Source organism: Bacteroides uniformis, assembly GCF_025147485.1.
Lineage (GTDB): Bacteria > Bacteroidota > Bacteroidia > Bacteroidales > Bacteroidaceae > Bacteroides > Bacteroides uniformis.
Genome location: NZ_CP102263.1, coordinates 3,546,679 through 3,564,593 on the forward strand (window position 1 = coordinate 3,546,679; position 17,915 = coordinate 3,564,593).

General features: G+C 50.5%; 25 protein-coding genes. All 25 read right to left on the bottom strand.

Going from position 1 to position 17,915, the window contains the following annotated elements; all coding sequences use genetic code 11:
- Nucleotides 1-2: 2 nt before the first annotated feature.
- Entirely contained in the window at nucleotides 3-479 is a 477-nt protein-coding gene (locus NQ510_RS14190) for a hypothetical protein (RefSeq protein ID WP_005829022.1), read from the bottom strand.
- Nucleotides 476-1,264, bottom strand: coding sequence for a hypothetical protein (locus NQ510_RS14195; RefSeq protein WP_005829021.1), 789 nt, complete (start codon nucleotides 1,262-1,264; stop codon nucleotides 476-478). The genes NQ510_RS14190 and NQ510_RS14195 overlap by 4 nt, the downstream gene beginning before the upstream one ends.
- Nucleotides 1,261-2,295 carry a DUF6712 family protein gene (locus tag NQ510_RS14200; protein ID WP_005829020.1) on the bottom strand — a complete coding sequence of 345 codons (1,035 nt, stop codon included), beginning with the start codon at nucleotides 2,293-2,295 and terminating at the stop codon, nucleotides 1,261-1,263. Before NQ510_RS14200 ends, NQ510_RS14195 begins: the two co-directional genes overlap by 4 nt.
- Nucleotides 2,295-3,650 carry a hypothetical protein gene (locus tag NQ510_RS14205; RefSeq protein ID WP_005829018.1) on the bottom strand — a complete coding sequence of 452 codons (1,356 nt, stop codon included), beginning with the start codon at nucleotides 3,648-3,650 and terminating at the stop codon, nucleotides 2,295-2,297. The genes NQ510_RS14200 and NQ510_RS14205 overlap by 1 nt, the downstream gene beginning before the upstream one ends.
- Nucleotides 3,650-3,928 carry a hypothetical protein gene (locus NQ510_RS14210; protein ID WP_005829015.1) on the bottom strand — a complete coding sequence of 93 codons (279 nt, stop codon included), beginning with the start codon at nucleotides 3,926-3,928 and terminating at the stop codon, nucleotides 3,650-3,652. Before NQ510_RS14210 ends, NQ510_RS14205 begins: the two co-directional genes overlap by 1 nt.
- Before the next feature lie 9 nt (nucleotides 3,929-3,937).
- On the bottom strand, nucleotides 3,938-5,032 hold the full coding sequence (locus tag NQ510_RS14215; RefSeq protein ID WP_005829013.1) for a hypothetical protein: 1,095 nt from the start codon (nucleotides 5,030-5,032) through the stop codon (nucleotides 3,938-3,940).
- Nucleotides 5,026-5,526, bottom strand: coding sequence for a hypothetical protein (locus NQ510_RS14220; protein WP_005829011.1), 501 nt, complete (start codon nucleotides 5,524-5,526; stop codon nucleotides 5,026-5,028). Before NQ510_RS14220 ends, NQ510_RS14215 begins: the two co-directional genes overlap by 7 nt.
- Nucleotides 5,510-6,070, bottom strand: a complete 561-nt coding sequence (locus tag NQ510_RS14225; protein ID WP_008664691.1) for a phage holin family protein — start codon at nucleotides 6,068-6,070, stop codon at nucleotides 5,510-5,512. Before NQ510_RS14225 ends, NQ510_RS14220 begins: the two co-directional genes overlap by 17 nt.
- Before the next feature lie 114 nt (nucleotides 6,071-6,184).
- The gene (locus NQ510_RS14230) at nucleotides 6,185-6,484 is read right to left on the bottom strand and encodes a hypothetical protein (RefSeq protein ID WP_005829006.1); all 300 of its coding nucleotides are present in this window, start codon (nucleotides 6,482-6,484) and stop codon (nucleotides 6,185-6,187) included.
- A complete protein-coding gene (locus NQ510_RS14235) occupies nucleotides 6,481-6,726 on the bottom strand; it encodes a hypothetical protein (RefSeq protein WP_005829004.1) in 246 nt (81 codons plus the stop codon). The genes NQ510_RS14230 and NQ510_RS14235 overlap by 4 nt, the downstream gene beginning before the upstream one ends.
- Complete coding sequence (locus NQ510_RS14240) at nucleotides 6,723-6,929, bottom strand: hypothetical protein (RefSeq protein WP_005829002.1); 207 nt, start codon at nucleotides 6,927-6,929, stop codon at nucleotides 6,723-6,725. The genes NQ510_RS14235 and NQ510_RS14240 overlap by 4 nt, the downstream gene beginning before the upstream one ends.
- Nucleotides 6,926-7,201 carry a hypothetical protein gene (locus tag NQ510_RS14245; RefSeq protein WP_008664689.1) on the bottom strand — a complete coding sequence of 92 codons (276 nt, stop codon included), beginning with the start codon at nucleotides 7,199-7,201 and terminating at the stop codon, nucleotides 6,926-6,928. The genes NQ510_RS14240 and NQ510_RS14245 overlap by 4 nt, the downstream gene beginning before the upstream one ends.
- 315 nt (nucleotides 7,202-7,516) lie before the next feature.
- Nucleotides 7,517-7,924, bottom strand: coding sequence for a DUF2442 domain-containing protein (locus tag NQ510_RS14250; protein ID WP_005828999.1), 408 nt, complete (start codon nucleotides 7,922-7,924; stop codon nucleotides 7,517-7,519).
- 33 nt (nucleotides 7,925-7,957) lie between these two features.
- Complete coding sequence (locus NQ510_RS14255) at nucleotides 7,958-8,194, bottom strand: DUF4160 domain-containing protein (protein WP_005828998.1); 237 nt, start codon at nucleotides 8,192-8,194, stop codon at nucleotides 7,958-7,960.
- 204 nt (nucleotides 8,195-8,398) lie between these two features.
- Entirely contained in the window at nucleotides 8,399-8,989 is a 591-nt protein-coding gene (locus tag NQ510_RS14260) for a JAB domain-containing protein (protein WP_005828993.1), read from the bottom strand.
- 19 nt (nucleotides 8,990-9,008) lie between these two features.
- Nucleotides 9,009-9,569: a phosphoribosyltransferase gene (locus tag NQ510_RS14265; RefSeq protein ID WP_008664684.1), complete on the bottom strand. Its 561-nt coding sequence runs from the start codon at nucleotides 9,567-9,569 to the stop codon at nucleotides 9,009-9,011.
- A gap of 826 nt (nucleotides 9,570-10,395) precedes the next feature.
- Nucleotides 10,396-12,123 carry a hypothetical protein gene (locus tag NQ510_RS14270; protein WP_005828988.1) on the bottom strand — a complete coding sequence of 576 codons (1,728 nt, stop codon included), beginning with the start codon at nucleotides 12,121-12,123 and terminating at the stop codon, nucleotides 10,396-10,398.
- A gap of 12 nt (nucleotides 12,124-12,135) precedes the next feature.
- A complete protein-coding gene (locus NQ510_RS14275; protein WP_005828986.1) occupies nucleotides 12,136-12,348 on the bottom strand; it encodes a hypothetical protein in 213 nt (70 codons plus the stop codon).
- Nucleotides 12,349-12,358: 10 nt separating this feature from the next.
- A complete protein-coding gene (locus NQ510_RS14280; RefSeq protein WP_005828985.1) occupies nucleotides 12,359-12,961 on the bottom strand; it encodes a hypothetical protein in 603 nt (200 codons plus the stop codon).
- Nucleotides 12,954-13,241, bottom strand: a complete 288-nt coding sequence (locus NQ510_RS14285) for a hypothetical protein (protein ID WP_005828984.1) — start codon at nucleotides 13,239-13,241, stop codon at nucleotides 12,954-12,956. The genes NQ510_RS14280 and NQ510_RS14285 overlap by 8 nt, the downstream gene beginning before the upstream one ends.
- Nucleotides 13,213-13,830 (bottom strand): hypothetical protein, encoded by a 618-nt coding sequence (locus NQ510_RS14290; RefSeq protein ID WP_005828983.1) that lies wholly within the window; start codon nucleotides 13,828-13,830, stop codon nucleotides 13,213-13,215. Before NQ510_RS14290 ends, NQ510_RS14285 begins: the two co-directional genes overlap by 29 nt.
- An 8-nt stretch (nucleotides 13,831-13,838) precedes the next feature.
- Complete coding sequence (locus tag NQ510_RS14295) at nucleotides 13,839-14,729, bottom strand: hypothetical protein (protein ID WP_005828982.1); 891 nt, start codon at nucleotides 14,727-14,729, stop codon at nucleotides 13,839-13,841.
- 132 nt (nucleotides 14,730-14,861) lie between these two features.
- Entirely contained in the window at nucleotides 14,862-15,464 is a 603-nt protein-coding gene (locus NQ510_RS14300) for a hypothetical protein (protein WP_005828980.1), read from the bottom strand.
- An 11-nt stretch (nucleotides 15,465-15,475) separates the two neighbouring features.
- The gene (locus tag NQ510_RS14305; protein ID WP_005828978.1) at nucleotides 15,476-16,711 is read right to left on the bottom strand and encodes a hypothetical protein; all 1,236 of its coding nucleotides are present in this window, start codon (nucleotides 16,709-16,711) and stop codon (nucleotides 15,476-15,478) included.
- Nucleotides 16,712-16,728: 17 nt separating this feature from the next.
- Nucleotides 16,729-17,847 carry a Clp protease ClpP gene (locus tag NQ510_RS14310; RefSeq protein WP_005828975.1) on the bottom strand — a complete coding sequence of 373 codons (1,119 nt, stop codon included), beginning with the start codon at nucleotides 17,845-17,847 and terminating at the stop codon, nucleotides 16,729-16,731.
- Nucleotides 17,848-17,915: the final 68 nt, after the last annotated feature.

The following is a 17,915-nucleotide window of genomic DNA, read 5'->3' on the forward strand; positions in this document are numbered from 1 at the left end:
TATCATAAAAATGCATTGCGGCAATTCAAAACCTTGTAAAGTTCGGACAGATGTATTGCCGCAACCACGCCATAAAGCTGGTTATCATTGTTTACCACATAATCCGCTTCCACATCCTCCAAGGAAAAAGCGAGCCACAGCCTTTTCTTCCTTTTGTCTTCCAAAATTTGGTTGAGCAGCTCATCAAGAATGCGCTCGCACTTGTCAAGGGCAGCCTCTATCTGCTCATAGTCGGAGGTGTCGGACACATGCTCCACAATGAAGAGCAGGTAATCGCGGTCTTTTCGGTATGCACCCGGATTACCGCCGTAACCGAATCCTGAGCCACGGTCCACAATCACTGCCGGATAGTGGAGCACGCTGTCCAGTGCCGTATGCTTCTCTCGTTCTGATGAGAGGAAGTGTACTTCATCATTCTCCTTGTGTCGTATATCGACATGCCTTTCAGCCAGATTCTCTATGTATTCCGAAAAAGTCATTTCTTCTGTTTTTGGGCGTCACGTATCCTTTTGTTGAGCAGGCGGAATGCCGTTGCCACCGGCATCGCCTGGTATTTCTCCATCACCGCCACATCGTCACCGACAAAGGCGTCGAAGATGTCGAGCCAGTTGACTGACGGTGCGGCGGGACTATTCCGCTTTTCCTCCGGTTCATCATCCAACGGAAAGAGGAAAGGAAAAGCCTTTGAAAGCCACCTCTTGACAAAAACGTAGTTCAGGAATATGGCATACTTGACGTGCCTGTCAATCTTTGTCACCTTCATTATCCGTTTTTGCAGTATCAGCGGTTTCTGCCTGCTAAATAAGCCGTTTTTCCCACCTGATGGTAGGACAATATATTCGTTGTCCTTCAAATAGAGCATTGCTACGAAAGTGTCCAGTGAGGCATCCTTGCCGTCACGGACATATCGGTTGAAAGCAGTGTCCACGTGCATGAAGTGTTCGAAACACATCCCCTTCAGGCGGTCACCCGGCGCTTTCAGCCCGGAGACGGCAGGAAGGATAAAGCGGTCCATCCGGACACGGCAGTCGCTGATGAACTCCACCAGTTCGCTCAGCTTATAACTGTAATAGGTGTCGGAACCGACCCCGTACGGCAGGGAATAGAACTCCTTCAGGAAGGATGGTTCGTCTATTTCCTGAAGATAAAGCCGCGACACGAGCAGGAACTGTGCCGGTGTCAGCTCCTCCCATTTCTGAGGTACCCGGCGGATTATCTCATGGCGGATTCCGAATCTACGGTATGCAATGCGAAGCTCCCTCATGTCCAGAATGTGCGTTTATGGTCATTGTCCCGGTCGTATATCTGCCTGGGATCACCCTCATAGAAATTCTCAAAACAGCTCCGTACCGTACGCAGCAGCACGGTCATGTACATGTCCGCATCCGTTTTCAGATTCTGGATCTGTACGGCTATGCGCTCCGTATCGACGGGTCTCTTCTCCTCATTGCCCTTCTCACCCGGCTGTACAGCGGTGAAGTACAGCCCCCGGTCCGTGACGCTACCCGTCTCCATCAGCAGCCGTCTGACCGCCATTGCCACAATGTAGCGGGAGCAGGCAAGGCGCAACCGCTCCATGCTCTTCCGGGCTTCTTCGTCTTCTGGGGGATTTACCAGTCCGTCAATCAGATGCTCATACAGCTTGTCACCGATGGCCGGCTGAAGGAGCATCTCCTCGGCAAACTTCAGGTGCGGCTGCAGACGGAGGAAAACAATCCGGCTGCCATTGATAAAACAGACGTCATTGACATCCGCGGTACTGCGGACAATGGCTGATTTACGGTCCTGATAGGCCTGGGAGGACGCGAACTCCGGATATTCGGCTATATGGGCATACAGAAACTCAAGCAGCTCGTCGAGCGCATTGAACCCCTTGTTGCGTAACGATGCCCGCAGGTTATCTTCCTGGTACTTGTACACCTGCTGGAATGATTCGCCGTTGTCGGATTTCTGACGTTGGAAGCCCGCATCGGTGATACGCATGCTGATTTCATCGAAATCGTTCCAGAACGCCAGGTTCGCGTTCGCGCGTTTGCAGATCTCCAGCAGGCGGCTGTCCAGTTTCTCCCGTTCGGTTGCCCCTTCGGTATTCTGTTCCAATACATCCGGATTTGGACCGAATTCATATATCTCGACCACTTCTCCCACCATCGCATCGCCCAATAACGGTACGAGGTATTGCCGGAAAGCATTCCGGAGCGGTGCCTCCATCATGTCAAAGGAGATGGCGGTGTTCACCTTCATCACCGCTTTCAGCTCCTTGCCGTTGTTCCATTTTTTTGCACTGAATATCATTAGCTCAATGTTTTTTTGGTACCGCTGCCGGTATCGAGGGTTACTAATACGGTATTGCGGAAACGCAGCTCGCATTCCGGCATGCCGTTCATTTTGATATAGAGTTCTATAGGGTCCAGGATATTCTGCCGGTCAATCCACGCGTTGGCAATGTTCACAAGGAAAGCCTCACGGATATTGGAACCGCCCTGGTTGCCGGCATAGGTGCCACCGGGCATACCTGCACCGAGCACATTCGGATTCACCATCAATGCAAACAGAATTTCCGAGTTGGCGGCTGCCGACACCGGAAGATTGTCACTACCCTGGTATTTGTTCTCCAGCGGCTTGATTTTCCACTCCTCCTCAATCCTGCCGTTCATCTCGTTCACGGCATAATGAGAGAAGATGGGCTTCTCCGCATTGTCCGGTCCGCAAAGGTTCTGCTCCACAGAATCCATATACTTCTGTATGGCCGCCTCACGCTCCTTGGCAGAATAGTCCTTGGACGGGTATTTCTTCTCCCAGTAGGAATACGGTATCTGTACATGCCACTTCCAGGTTATCTGGTTCTTGTAGGCTTTCTTGAGGAAATGGGGGATAAGATGGGCTATCTCCACCCATCCACAAACGTAGGCGGGCCACCAGATGGGCATGCCGTAAAGGTCGTCGTTGCTCCAGCTGTCGCGTACCGGCATGATGAAACCGTCCCTCACCTTTCCGGCAAACTTCAACACCTCGGCGTGCATCTGCGGGTCGTATTCGGAGAGCACATCCAGCCTGGTGTATTGTCCCTTGTCCGGACGTTGCGGCCAATATCCGGAAATGATGCACTTGCAGGCGCCGTATTCGTCCACTTCGGAATAACGGCGGTAAAGCGCATTGACCGGATTGACCCCTGCAAAAGAATTGCCGGCAGCCGACGGCACAAACTGGACGGCACCGTTGCCGAATTTCAAGTAATCCCGAAGCACCTTCTCCATGTAGCGCCTCACATTCCGGGAAGCAATAAAAGCTTGTACTCGGCTATCGGTAACGGGCTTCAGTATCTCGTTGCCATCATTGTCGTAACCTTTCACCGTACAAGGATATATGCCTTGCCCAAGTGTCAGGTTACGAAGAAACTTCAGGCCCGTATTGAGCACGCTGGTGTTTCCTATCTCTTCAGCCGCCTTCTGGGGGAAATCATTCTCATCTCCCCATGGACGCACCTTCACTCCGTCGATGTCTATATAGGAAACATTCGACAAGTCATATGGCGCCAGGATTCGGGTACGCTCCTTCATTTCGTTCTGGGGTGTCCCCGTCGTTTCGCCGAATATGTACGTGGACTGCATCAGCAGGGGAATGCCGCTTGAATTAAACAATATGTTCATCAGAATATTATTTTCTTTTTGTTATACTCCAGTATCAGGTCAATATCCACAGGGTAGGGGTGTCCTTCCGGATTTCCCTTGCAGTCGCAGGGCTGCACGCCCCGGAGCTGGTATTCCTTCATGTTCATGCGTCCTGCACCGCAGGCGTAGGCCTGGGGCATGAAATAGACCTTGCCTTCCTTGCTGACGAACTTTATCGAAAAGATGCGCCGGCGTCCGCGTTCGTCCGTGCGGATGTCCATGTCGGCCAGAGCCAGGTTTCTGCGTATTGTCTCCATATCGTTATATCATTCAAATGTATTGTCAAATGTTCTGTCGAATATCCGCCCATAAATACCATTGTCACCGGTACGCTCGAAAGCCAGATGCAGGCGTGATGCCTGACGGAATGTAAGTGAGACATTGATTTTCTCGTTGCCGGTACGCTTGTGAGAGAAATCAATGTCAGTGGTCACCACTTCCGTCGATGTTTCCGTATTATACAGCTGCAAAGAATCAGTTGTTATCAGATCCAGTACCTTTCCGTATTGTCTGGTGTCCAGATAGCCGCTGTTTACCGTACGGCTGTCAATGTATTTGGATGAAGTGCGGACGGTTCTCTGTAACAGTTCTACCGGATCACCCTCAAGTTCGGGGGAATATTCCACCAGTCCGGTGAATGCCATTGTCTCCGGCATACCGAATGCGTTTCGGTAAATGAAATTGGTGACATTCCTATACTGTCGGTCATCATTGACAAATCTCACCTTATCCTTTACAGTGCCATCTTTTTTCAATAGGACATCATAATATGTGATGGATGATACGGCAATACCGGACCGACGTACAATCTTATCAAGTGAAAAAGAAACAGCGAGCATACCGGCAGTGGCATCCACTTGCTCACTGACTGTCTTGTACTTTTCCTTTCCCGCATCCATGTAGGCTATGCTCATGTCCACCGACATGCCTTTATGGGCAGTAAAGGTTAGATATTCCATTCTATCATGGGCTGTACGGATTGTGCTCTCGTGTGTCAGAAAAAGTACGTCTGACGGGGATACCGATGTGCGACAACGGCTGTAATAAGCATTGAAACTCCTCCGGACTGTGTCCTGCTTGCCTGAAAACACAGCGGTTATGGACAATGGAGCCTGATAATAAGAGACTACATTGTTTGACATCCCTTTCGGGTCATGCAGGGAGAAGTGACTGCGGAGCATTTCCCCTATCTCATGGATTACCACGTTGCCTTTCAAAGCGTAATAGCTCTCATTGAAAATCTCCGTACCTCCGGTTTCAATACGGACATTCAACTGTTCATCTGTGATTCCTGAGATTTTTATTTCCCCGATTTCCGAGATGAAGCAGTCCACTCCATCATGTATGCCGTCCACTACCATTGCCAAAGGGTTTTAGAAATGCCCAACACCAGTGACCTGTTGTACAAGTCATATCCTGCTCTGAACTCCCATTGCTTATGGCGATATTCTGCCGACAAGACTTGCCAGGAACGTCCAATTTCCAGACCTAAGGCAAGAGCATTGTTGCAGACGACCGGTTGCCGGTAGTCCACCACTACCGTGCGGTCAAGCAATGAATTGCGGGATATGACGTCGGTCAGCTCCACTTTCAGGTAAGGGCGTTCAATAATTGTATCAAGATAATGCTTCTCCGAGAAATAGTCGGCCAGTATAGCCGCCGTATCCACTTCTGTGGGTACCTCACGGACAATCACCTCCGGTTCCGGAATGGCAGAGCGTATCGTATCATGCCTGACCACCGTTTCCGGTACATGGACAATGCTCCGTTTCCGGGAACCCAGCCAGTGGCCGGCCCAGCCGGAAAGAAATGCGATAACCGCACAAAGCAACATATGGCTAACCTTCCGTCTCATCGGCCTTTCTTCTGAATTTATCCGTGACTGTCACCCACAATATTCCCACCTGCTTGATCAGCGCATCTTTCGGCTTGCCGTCGATGACTGCCAGGTTCTCCAGTATGCTTGTCACGTGCTCGACGCAGAACCAGGTCATGACGAACACCTTGACAATGGAAAAGAACAGGGTGGCCAGCAGCATGACAAAGCTTTCTTCCGCTCCGGCCTTGCTCTCCAGATAGAACGAGTGGGTGATATAGATGATGGTCAGCCAGATACACAGCTTGATGATGCAGCGTGAGAAACGGAAGCTTTCAAATCCTATTCCCTGGACCTTGCTTGCCCGGATGCCCGTCCACATCTCTGAGACAATGGCGACGAGCATGGCCATGGCCAGGAACGGTGTAATGCCTATCCATTCGCTGACTACGGCAGTGACGGCGCTGAAGGAGATGGCCGGAAATTGCAGGTTGTACTTGAAGCTCGGAGCCACCGAAAGAAAGAACTCCTTCGGTGAATCATACCCATAGGTGGCGACGAATCTTGTGAAAAAACGTATCATATCTCTTTTTTTGTCACAAAGATAGAGCCCAACCATCCGCTCTCATAGGACAAAAAAAGCCCTTACTCTCACGAGCAAGGACTTCAAAAATAAAAAAATCTCCGGTTAGTATTTTTATGGCTTCTCGTACATCACCCAGTAGGGTTGTCCTGCCAAATATTCTACATGGTACCCGGCATCAGCCAGTTGTTTGGCCAGCGCCATCGGAGCGACATCGACAATGTTCGACAGCTCATATACCAGTTCAGCGGTGGTCTTGTAACATTTCTGTGAAGTGGTACCGATGGGTGAATAGTTCTGGCCGATGAAGTTTGCTATGGCTTTCTGCCGCTCGGCTTGTTGCTTCTCCAATTCGTCTTGTTTGTCCGGTTCTTCGTCGTTTTGATAAGAACGGAATCCTATCTTCTTGCTCATTGTGCGCCTCCTTTCTCTTCTTCCGGAGTCAAGCTTCTTATCATGGATGACACAATGCGTAAATCACTTATTACGGATATAATGTCATCAGCACTAACTTCATTGTCGACTTTCAAGTCCAGGATTAATCCGGTAGCTCTATCTATGGTATTGCAACAAGCACTGGCAACGCCATTTTGTAAAATCGAGATGGTTTCGCTGATGGAGGAGGTCAATACGATGTTATTGATTTCGGTATTCATTTCTCACCTCCTTCCCCATTAGCCTTTAGGGCATTTTGCATGCAGGAAATGATTTCACGTAACTCATCGGCAGACATATCGCAAGCTATATAATTACCACCATACGACAACATATAACTATATTCATCGGTGTTGGTAGCTGAATGACTGCGTTGGCTCGTTACAAATATGCCATCTTCGCTGATTTTTTTATGTTTGCTCATGCCTCACCCCCTTTCCGGCACTTCTTTGCCTTATAAACACACAACGCGGCTGCCGCCAGTAGGGGAGGGAACACCATCGCGGCACATGCCCAGACAATGGCACGGAAGTACCAGCAATCGGCTTCGGTCTTTATTTCGCAATCGGGAGCCAGGACGCGGTAGTAGCGGCATTGGATGTTGGATACTTGCTCATTCAGAGCTTTCAAGTTCTCGGATACACGAATCCCTGCGGGTTCTGGTGCGATAAGCGCACCGGATGTTTGATTTTTCATACTGTAACTGTTTAGCATTTTAGGCAATTTTCTTAAAAGAAGAACGGCTGCCATTTCCCGTGTCGCTAAACAGTTACAGATTCCGCTCGTAGAGCAAAAGTGTAATGGGAAAGGCAGCCGCCTATTTCGTATGTATCATTTTACTGACGTCAGTAAAATGGTTAATGTATGGGCATAAAAAAAGCCCACTGAAATTCATTGAGCATTGACCGCGCTCTGCGATACGGTGTGACCGTAACTGTTTAGCACTGCAAAGATGAGAGTTTCTTTTGAAACAACAAAAGAAAAGCGGAGTTTTTTGCTCCGCTTCTCTTTTTAAATTGAAATACCGCTCAATTCCTTTCCGATTTCACGCACCGTATTCAATATCGCCTGCTCCCGTTCTTTTGAGGGACGTTTAATTCCCCGTATATACTGTGCCAACAAACTCTGCTGCATCCCCATCCGTCGGGCAACAGCCGAAGCGTTTATCTCCGGGTGTGTAAGGAACAAGCGGGAGATACCTGCCGGTTCTGGATCATCATATTCAAAGCTCTCGTAAGAAACATCCTCGTCAATCTCTTCCCAGTGAATGCCGAAAGCTCCCAGCTCATAATCCTCGCGCTGCTCTTTGGTGGCATTCCTCAATCTTTGATAATACAAGATTGACTGCCACAACGTACGACCGTCATCAGTTTCGATGTAGATTCGTTCACCTTCGAACCAAACTTTTTTCGCTACCATAATCACTCCTTTCTATGTATAGAGATATACGGCTTATTTGCCGTATATCTTAACCCATTCTGTAATAATCAACTCTTTGTTCTCTTCAATAATAGACTCAGCCAGTTTTATGTCTTTGGGCTTCATTCCTTTATTGACCATCAACCGGATTTCATCACCTACCTGGAACTTGGCTTCACCGTCTTGACTGAGTACATGTACATGCACCGGTTCGTGGTCACGTACATAAATTCTAAACTTCAAACCGAATAAAATTAAAATTGTTGGCATATCGTTATCTGTTTTTGATTACTCTGCAAAGATAGGTAATTATTTTATTACCCACAAAGAATAGGGTAATTATTTTATTACCATAAGTAAAAATCCCCTCCGTGGTTGAAGGAACGGTAACACGACCAGTCATTCCGCTTTTCGGGCCCCATTTCGTTTGCGAGCATGCGAGCAAACGGAATGGGTGCGCCCTGCACCCCTCCGTCAAATCAGCCCCTCATCGCCAAAACTGTAATATCCACCATTCGTTATAATCACATGGTCTATCATCCTAATATTGAATAACCCTGCCGCCTTTTTAAGTTGCTCCGTCAGCCTCTTGTCCTCATTGCTCGGTCGGCTGTTGCCACTCGGATGGTTGTGCACCGCTGCGAACTGCACCGCCCCCGTATCAATCAGCACGCGCATAATCAGTCTTATATCCGCTGAAGTCTGGTCAATACCGCCTACCGATATGCGTACTTTCTTGATAATCCGTCCGGCTTGGTTTATCGACACTACCCAAAATTCCTCATTCGGCAAATCTCCTATCAACGGCTCCATCAGTTCGTATACGTCTTTGCTCATCCTTATTTGCCTACGTTCCACCTGCTGCGACAGTTGTCTCTTGTACATCTCCACGGCTGCCACGGCTACCCTCCTGCGTCCAGGAGTCAAAGAGGAAAACAATTTTTCAAGGTCTATCACTTCGTTGCTGCGTTCGATGTCCGAAACAATCTGTCTGTTGTTGCTGATTTCGTAAATCAGTTCGCTGTCGCTCATGTAGCGGCAATCGTTATCAAAAAGAGTATTCATAATTGTATGGATTAAATTGTTATAAAAGAATTGTCTTGCCTAAGAAATAGCCTCCCAAAACCTCTGCCCCAAGCGTTTCAAGTGCACACGCAAACCGTGCGTAACTATGCCCCTGCGTCAGTATATCATCGAATACAAGGCATTTCTTACCCTTGAAAAAACGCTTGTCAAACTTGATGACCTCCACCGTCTGCACCGTCTTGGCCGCTTTCGTCTCATGGATGGCAAGCCGTCCACCCTCAATGGTAATTGCTTTGTACGCATTCCTGCACCCCGTCAGCCGTGCCACCTCTTCGGCAAAAGCCTTGTATCTGATTTCGTTCTTCTCTCCGCTACTGGCTGGTATGCAGACCAACGTCACGTTGCAAACCTCCGCACCGAACTGCTCGCGCATCTTCTTCGCTACAAGTTCTGCCACAGACGCACTGCGCTTCCCGTCCTTAAAATCCCATATCATCCTGCGGATAGACCACTCCCGTTTGTTAGCCTCGTACTTGGTAGGCAAGTAATCAAAGAAGTTAAACATGAATTTAGACCATTGATTTTTCCATGCTTCGGGGATGTTTCTTTTTGCTGCCATAACTGTAAGTTTTTAATTTATTCTGGATTTCTGGAGTCGTCGGGTGGAGCCTTTTTTAATTTTCTCCGTTTCCCAGAACGACTTTTTTTTTATTCCGGCGTGTCTGTATGACGTGCGGTATGGTTGCCTTTTGATGCCGCAATAATTGAGGTGCCGAGGATGACATTCCGCAAGGTTCCGACTAAAACCGAAGGCTTGAATACTACCCGTAGGGCTGGAGATTTTTTAGCGGACAACGCCCGACCTTGTTTGTCAGACCGGTGCCCTACATTTGCGGACTCAAAAGACTACCTGACCGCATACAGAGATGCAGGAAATGAAAAGGAGTTGCGGAAAAGAAACGGAGGCACGCCAAGCGGAACGCTTACCGCTCTACGGTCTCTACCTTAGCTATTGAAACGGAAAAGACCGGGTCTACCTGCATGGATGCGGACAAACGCAAGTAGCTGCCGCTACTTACCGCTGAGACGCGCAAAATCCGTACTGGAGGAAATAGATTTGCCTGCCTGTTCCTTCAGTACGGATTTTGCGCGCGCCGTGCTCTTTGTTAATGAATGTTATAATAAATATACTTCTTTGATAATGAATACAGAATACCCCGCTTTCCATCCGAATGGAAACAGAAACGGAAGTTTCTGCCGACCGCGCCCTATCCAAAAACGCAACCAAAAGCGCAAGAAACAAGGAAATATGACAAGGAGGATGCCCCTCGGCCAGTCCTGCACACGGCGTTCTGTCCTAAAGTGCAGCGATTCCCATTGCGGACGTTGCGAGTCCTGCCATAAGCATTGCGATTGTGATTGCGGATGTATGTGTATGAGGTGAATCAGATACGTGCGTCCACGAATCCGTATGCCTGCCTGAGTAGGTGCCCGTACTTCGTCCATACACGCTTATCCACCGCATCACCGAAGTGGGTGGCTTCTTCCGGAAGGATGGACTGGTTACGCTCGCTGCGCTTATCCTTGGCAAAACGCCCCTCGCGGTCCTCGATGACACGCGTATTGTTCATGGAGATGAGTGTATATTTGCATTTCGAGCCGTTGAAACGCTTCTTCGGGAACCGTTCGTCTTTCTCTGCCAGGATGGAAGCCCAGAGCAGGTACTTGTCATGCTGCGGCGGCTCCATGCCCGCATGGGTGTGTTGTTCCACCGTCCACCCGTGTTTCTCCAGACGCTCGATGGCAAGCTCGTTGTAGGACTTCTTGTTGTTGGCACGGCGTGCATCCCCGTAACGGTCACGGTAATAATGCAGGTGTTTGTTGATATGGTTACGGTAGTAGTGGCAGAACTTGTCCATCAGCGCGTTCACCATGGTGTCATCCTCTTCATCACGCTTGACGAAGAACTCGTTGATGTTGTTGTCCACCGGCTCACGTGTCAGCATCTTCGTCACGAAGTCATAGTTGCGCTCCTGCGCCACTTCCAGGAATGAAGCGGCACTACCCCAGTCGGGTGTCAGCTCTATCGGCTGGTTGGGATTGCAGTCCAGGTCACGCCGGCTGTCATCGTTATTGGCAAGCTGCTGCCAGTTGTAGTTATGATCTTCGGCAAAGTCACGGATATAGTCGTCATTGGTCGCATTGTAATAGATATGGCGTTCATCCAACTGGTAGTAGCAGCTGTCAATCTTATCCACCATGAAGTTTAGGATCTCTATCATGAAGGAAAGTTTATCCATCACCTTGTACTGGTTTAGGATATAGTTCATGCCCACATTGGCGATGTTGTCGAAGATGGAGCCAAGGATAAAGAGCGTGCCGTCACGTGAAACGAACGGCGTGATACTTTGCCTGAGACGGACGGTCTCGTTCCAGATCTCCTTGAACAGTCCGGCGTCATTCGCAATCCTTGCATCAATGAGCTGCATCTGTAACCGCACAATCCTGTTCCAGACATCAAACAGCCGGATGCCGCGTTCTTCTTCATAATACTTGGCCGGTTCAAGCAACCATTTCTGTTCAGGCGTGTACGGCATGGAGGAGAGGAAGGTGTTGCCGTGGTGCTTCAGCACCGGATGCTCCGACTTGCGCCCGAAGATATGCTCATTGCCACGGTTGGTCGGCGCCGCCTCCTGGTCGAACTTCTCCTTGTCGAGTGTCAGCGCTTCATCGGTGATGTTGTAGTCCGCATTCGGACCGCGGCTGTTGCCGCCCTGGGTAAGTATGTAGAGCATATGCCCGTTACTGAAGCTGATACCATACTCAAACGACATGATGTGCTCGTAAGGTTTATACCATCCCTCAATAGGTTTGCGACAAACCACATAGTCACCGGTCTTGCTGACCGGATCCCACTGCTTATAACCGAGCATCTCCAGCATCTTGAACGCTGAAGGCAGGGTTTTAGTCAACGCCTGCCCAATGGTGGCCTGGGTGAGCGTAGTAATCCCTCGCGGCATGAGCCGGATGTTGTCATCTATCACGGCACCGGTAATGAATGATTTACCCGTGGCACGCGAGTAGATGACATATCCGTTCTTGTACGGCATCACGAGAAATGCCGCCTGCGCCGGATTGACCTGTATGACCTCTTCCCAGACATTTTCGTCCATTGTCCTGCCGTATCAATATCGTGGGAAAACAATGTAGTTCACACCTTCGGAGGAAGTCATGCGGGGCATGTCCTGCCCGGTGTCAGCCAGCAGCTGCGGCACCTCTTCCGGCCTGAACCTGGCGGATACGGTACAGACAATCTGTGTCTTGCTGACCGATACCATATCAATGTGCTTATGGTCAACCAGGTAAGAGATGAGTCGTTTGTTTGTCAATTTTTTCATGGGTAATCTGTTATGAGTTCATTATTTCTTCAGCTTGTGCGTCGTCGATAGGCGTGTACATCGAATCCACCAGAACCTTCTGCTCTTCCTGGGAAAGGTTGCGGACGGCATTTAGGGGAATATCCACCTTTTGCCCCATACTGTTGATCTGGATGTAGAATACGTTCTTCTCCATGCGTCGCGGGTCCTCGACGGAAGCCGGCTTCTCACCAATCATCTGATGCAGCACTTTCTTGGCGTTGTTCCATTGCTTGAGATCACCTTTGAGCTTGCAATCCCGGATAAGCTGAATCTGGTCCTTGATCATCCAGGCATACCAGAAGTCCCAGTCGAACTGGTGCTGTGTCTTGAACAGCTCTTTTGCCAGGGCGATGTCCTTCCTTATCTGGGTACGCGAGATACGGTATTTTGCCAGCATGATGTTGATGATGTGGCTCTCGTTCGGATAGTCATCCAAAAGACGTGCTATCTGCAGCACCCGGTTGCACTGCACACGCAGATGCTCCGGCAGCGGACTGTTCTCCGGGTCGATGATGTGCTGCTGTATAAGGTCGTAGGATTGCTCCTCCAGTGCGGCCTTGCTTTTGGATGCCGTCAGACGGTTGTTATTCATACTCAAGATACTGCTGTTGCGATTTGATGAACTTGATAAGCTCCTGCTGTGCCGGGTTGCTGCCATTGACGGCCGACTTGATGAGTGACTCCCGGAGTTCAACCGTCTGGCGAAGATGCCCCCGGTAGAAGGCGGTCCGGACTTCGGTGCCCGGTGTGCGGAGTTCCGCGAGAAAGTCCGTCTCATCGGCACCTATATTGATGGCTATCAGCCCCGGAGGGATCAAACGATAGGCCATCTTCTCTATCTCCTCACGTTGTTCCTGAGTCAAATTCATCATTCAGCATTTTAAAGTCAAAATCAAAAATATCTCTGCCGGTATGGATGATTCCACGTTCCAGCTTCGGGTTGTGCGTGGCGTTCTGGCTGCCCACTACGGTAATCTTCCAGTCCTCGTTATACAGCAGCGCCACCTTCGCATGAAGCGCGAGGCAACGGTAGCAGTCCGGGAACGTGGTCACCAGATAATCGAACGGTTTGGGTGATATGCTGCGCACCCGGTTGTCTATCAGGAACCGCACTGACAACAGCTCGCCCGTTTCCACCTTCCGATGAATCGCCGCAATGCTGTCCATGGAGATGGAATAGGTGGTAAGCAGCAGGTGTGCCGGTCCCGTCTGTCTGAGAATATAGAAAATCAACTGGATCAGGTTGAACGCCCCTGAAGAGTAGAAATGCTTGTCCCTGCCGGGTACCAGCACCCCCATGGCGTCCGGATGCAGCAGCTTCTCCGCAGCCAGGTCGTGGCCGGAGGCTGCCGCATCCGTTCGGCGGATGTAGCCTGTCGGGTATCGGTCTCCCTGCATAGGACTTACTGCATCATCCGCCGGCATCATCTTATTCTCAATCTCGCTGCAACAGACCAACATAACCTAACCTATTGCAGTTCTGCCAAACGATATTCTATCCTTTCCACCAGTGCTTCCTGGGCAGCCACCTTCTTCTCGTATTTCACGCGTTTGGGGCAGTCGGGAAGGGGATTCTCCTTGCCGTCCTTGGGCTTGCTTTCCGAAGAGTACAGCAGCATGTTCCTTGCCTTGGTAATCTTGCTCTTGGCATTGGATTTCGCTTTCCTCAGCTCTTCCACGGATAGGGAACTGATGTCGGTCTCGTCCTCTTCCTTTTCCGGATTTTCTTCGGGGGTATCCGCTTTTTTGTAGAGTTCGTCCAGCTGCTCTTCAGTCGGCAGTTCCCTGTCCTGCTCGAACTGCCTTTTGATGGCAGCCAGCAGTGTCATGCGGTTGGAGAGAAAGGCTATACGGGCGACAATATCCTTGCGCTGCGTGCATACAGCCTGCGTGTTTGTCTCACCCAGTCCGGCAAGCATCCGGTGCTGGCGTGAACGTTCGTTGTAGCATTCCCGGAAGTCATAGATGATTTTGGCCATCACCGGAGGATAGGCGGGCTGTTCGTCCGCCTCACGCGCCAGTTCCCTCTCCGCAACGGCGACAATGGCGGCAGCCGTCTCTTCGGGAACCGTCTCGGAACGCCCGTCATTGCCCGGCATTGCATCATCTGCCAGGTCCACATCCTCAAAGCGCGGGTCATCCGGATGGTACCACACCTTGATCATCTGCCGGATTTCATACTCCAGCTTCTCGCGGGTATGCGGCTTTTCGCCCTGGCGTGCCAGACGTGCGGCGACAAACCCCTTATATCCAGAACGGGTCAGGATATTCACACCGGTGCTGTAGTCACGTTTCTGCGAGTTCAGCCACTTGATGCCGTCCCTGCGCGCCTCGATATAGTTCTGTGTAATCTTTGACATTGTATGTACGTTGTTTTTTGATGATACGCAAAGCTATTGCGGTTTTTGTTGCCGGAATAGGACAAAACAAAATGTCCGCCCCTGCCTGAGAGCGAGAGACGGACATGAACAACCAATCATGAACAAAAAGGCTTATGGCTCTTCTGATGCGGCTTTTACAGTCAGGATGTCCTCCGTATCTCCCTCATACACACATTTGCGCGGTGCGGTAAAGGTGTAGTGGAGGGTGTTCTGGTTGCGGGCGGTGGAGCTTGCTCCGGTAGTGGCACCGTCACCCGACGCACGGAGCGCGCCGCGCCGCTTGTCACCCATCAGGTAGTTCGTGCCGTTGTTGTCGGTCACGATAAAGAACATCTTGCGCCCTTTGGTCGCATTCTCAAAACCGAATATCTTCTTCCGCATCTTGGCCGAAATGATATTCAGGTCCATTAGGAACGATTCCCCGCCGCTTTCTCCCTGGTCGGTAATCTTGAACTCGGCCAGTTCGTCGGTGAAATCCATCTTGTATGCTCTGCAACTTTCCTTCATGACCAGGTCACCGACCAATGTACCGGCTTCTTCAAGAGAAAGAGGGGATTCCGTCTTTTTCGGGTAGTCCGGCCATGTGGCCACATCCGCATGATAACCGAAGATGACGGACGGTATGATACCGCCCATGTTGTCCTGGTTCTCGCAGTCCATTGCCTCGTTGATGTCATCAAGGGCAATACATAATTTAGGGTCTACTTCTGCCATAGTCGTAGGGTTTATTCGGATTTAACAACATAGGTGCCCGTCACCTTCTCCACTTTGCCTGCAGCGGGCGTCTTCTTCTGCACGGCAGGAGTGGTGTATCCGGCAGCCTCCAGGAACTCGACGGTGTATTCCTTGCCACCGGGAACTGCCGCATATGTACCGGACTCACGCCAGGCTTCCTCGCCCTGGATGCGCCATTTACCGCCGTTGTTGACCGCTTCATCCGGCGTAATGGTCACTTCAATGTATCCGAACGGATTGGTCCCTTCCGGGTCCACCGGACGGTCGTTGACGCAGAACTCGGACTTGTGCACAGACACGAACTGGAAACCGATCACATACTTGCCCGCAGCATCGAACGTATAGGGATTGCCGGACATGAACGGCTTGATGGACTTGAAGTCGCTCTCCTTGTCAAAGCCGTAGCATACGTTCTCCTTGGTGGTCAGCATGACGAACTGGCTGCCGTCGGGAAGGTTCGGAACGCGCACCAGCTCACAACGGTTGTTGGAACCAAGCAGGTGCTGCGTGTCGGAAGTGTCCTCCTTGAGTCCGATGACAATGGTGCCTTCGTCCTTGCGCCAGTCATCGTACATGTCGCCCAGATCGTCGGAAATGAACATCTTGATGTTCTTCTTGCGCTTGAAAGTGCGCGGCATGTGGCGCCACATTTCCAGCAGCTTCTCCCCGATATTGGCGCGGGACAGTTCACCGGTCGCATAAACGTTTCCCTCGGCACTGGAGATGTCCCCGACAGCTTCGCCTTCAGTGATAATGGTACCGATACCGTCGAAAGAGTCTTGAATGTCCGTCTTTTCTTCATCCGCACTGTATTTTGCCGTGAAAATGGCAAACAGCAGGTCATTGGATGCCAGTTCGTGCCCGTGGTTGATCAGCCACAGCTCGAACGGGTGTTCCTTGCGGAGTGTACCGGGAACCTCGGCAATGTAGGTGCGTCGGTAGCGCTCAGGCTCGTCGGACATCTCCATTACAACGGGACGCACTACCAGACGTCGGGGAACAATCTTGCCCAGATACTTTCCGGCAGTGAACTTTCCGGTGTACTTGCCGGAGATGCTTCCGCCCTCCACCTTGCCCAGTTCAAGGGAGTCGGTTATGCCCGGTACCGGAGTGAAATGTCTCAACACCTCTGAGGCGTCGAGCTTGTCGACCGCCTTCAGGATGTCCTTGTGCTTTTTTACCGCGGTCAGAACGGCGGTAATGTCAATAGGTGCTTTAAAATCCATAATAGAATAGTTTAGTGTTACTCATTCTCAAAACTGTTGATCGGGTCTGTGGCGATGTCCGCAAACTTGTTGTCTTCGTTCGCTTCCCGGTGGCTGTCGGTACCCGTTCCGGGTATCTTGGCGACAATGTCACGGATAACTTGTACCTTGGCCTTGTTGTCGGCGGCATTCTTGATGCTGTCACTCAGGCTGTCAAGGTCATTCACGACTGCCGTCAGACTGTTTTCGGCGGTCTCCTTGGCAGTGTTGGCGACAGCCAGGTCATTCTCCGCTTTGGCTTTCGCTTCGTTGGCGGTCTTGACGGCGTCATTGATGGCCTGCAGATTCTCTACGGTAAGCAACATCTTGCCGTCTTTTTCCTCAATGCCTTCGCTGTTGAGGATCTGGTTGATGAAAGTAAATTCTTTACGCATAACTGTATTTGAAGAATTAGAAATGTCAGTCTTGTTGCCGGTAGGGAACAGCCCTTTGATACCGTCGATAATCTGGGAGACCAAGTTTTTGTCACGGCCTTCCGGTTCCGGCTTCCCCTCCGAATCGATAGCCGGCAACGGTAGACCAAGCGCGGTGAAGCAGTCGGTCATTTCATTGGTCACCTGCGGCTTTTTATGGGTACCGGGAATGATCTTGTCTATGAATCCCCATTCCTTGGCTTCGGCGGCAGGCATCCAGCGTTCCTCTTCCATCAAGGTGATAATGTCCTTCAGGCTTTTGCCGCTACGGTTGATGTACTTCTGTGCAATCATCAGGTCAATGGCTTCCGCGCTCTTCTTCTTGTTCTGCAGTTCCTTGATGGTGTCCTCCAACTGGTCCGCATTGAGCTGGCCCCAGATGTCCACTCCCAGGCTGCATTTATGCGCCAGCCACATGCCGTCCTCGTGCATCTCGATGGACTTGGCACCGAATGCCAGTACAGTGGCTGCCGAAGCGTTGAAGCTGATGAACTCCACCGTCACATTGCCGTGCTCGGCCATCAGGGCGGACATGGCAACCGCTTCGGCCACATCACCGCCATAACTGGAAACCTTCAGGCGTACGGGCTGGCCTTTGGCCTTGTCAAGAAAGTATTTCAGATAATTTTTATTGTACCAATACCGATCAATCGTTCCGAATAATGTGATAACTGTCTCGTTCATAAAACTTATTTTTGCGCAAAGAAAAACGCAAAAAAAACGGTACCCAAGGACATCGGGTACCGACGGTA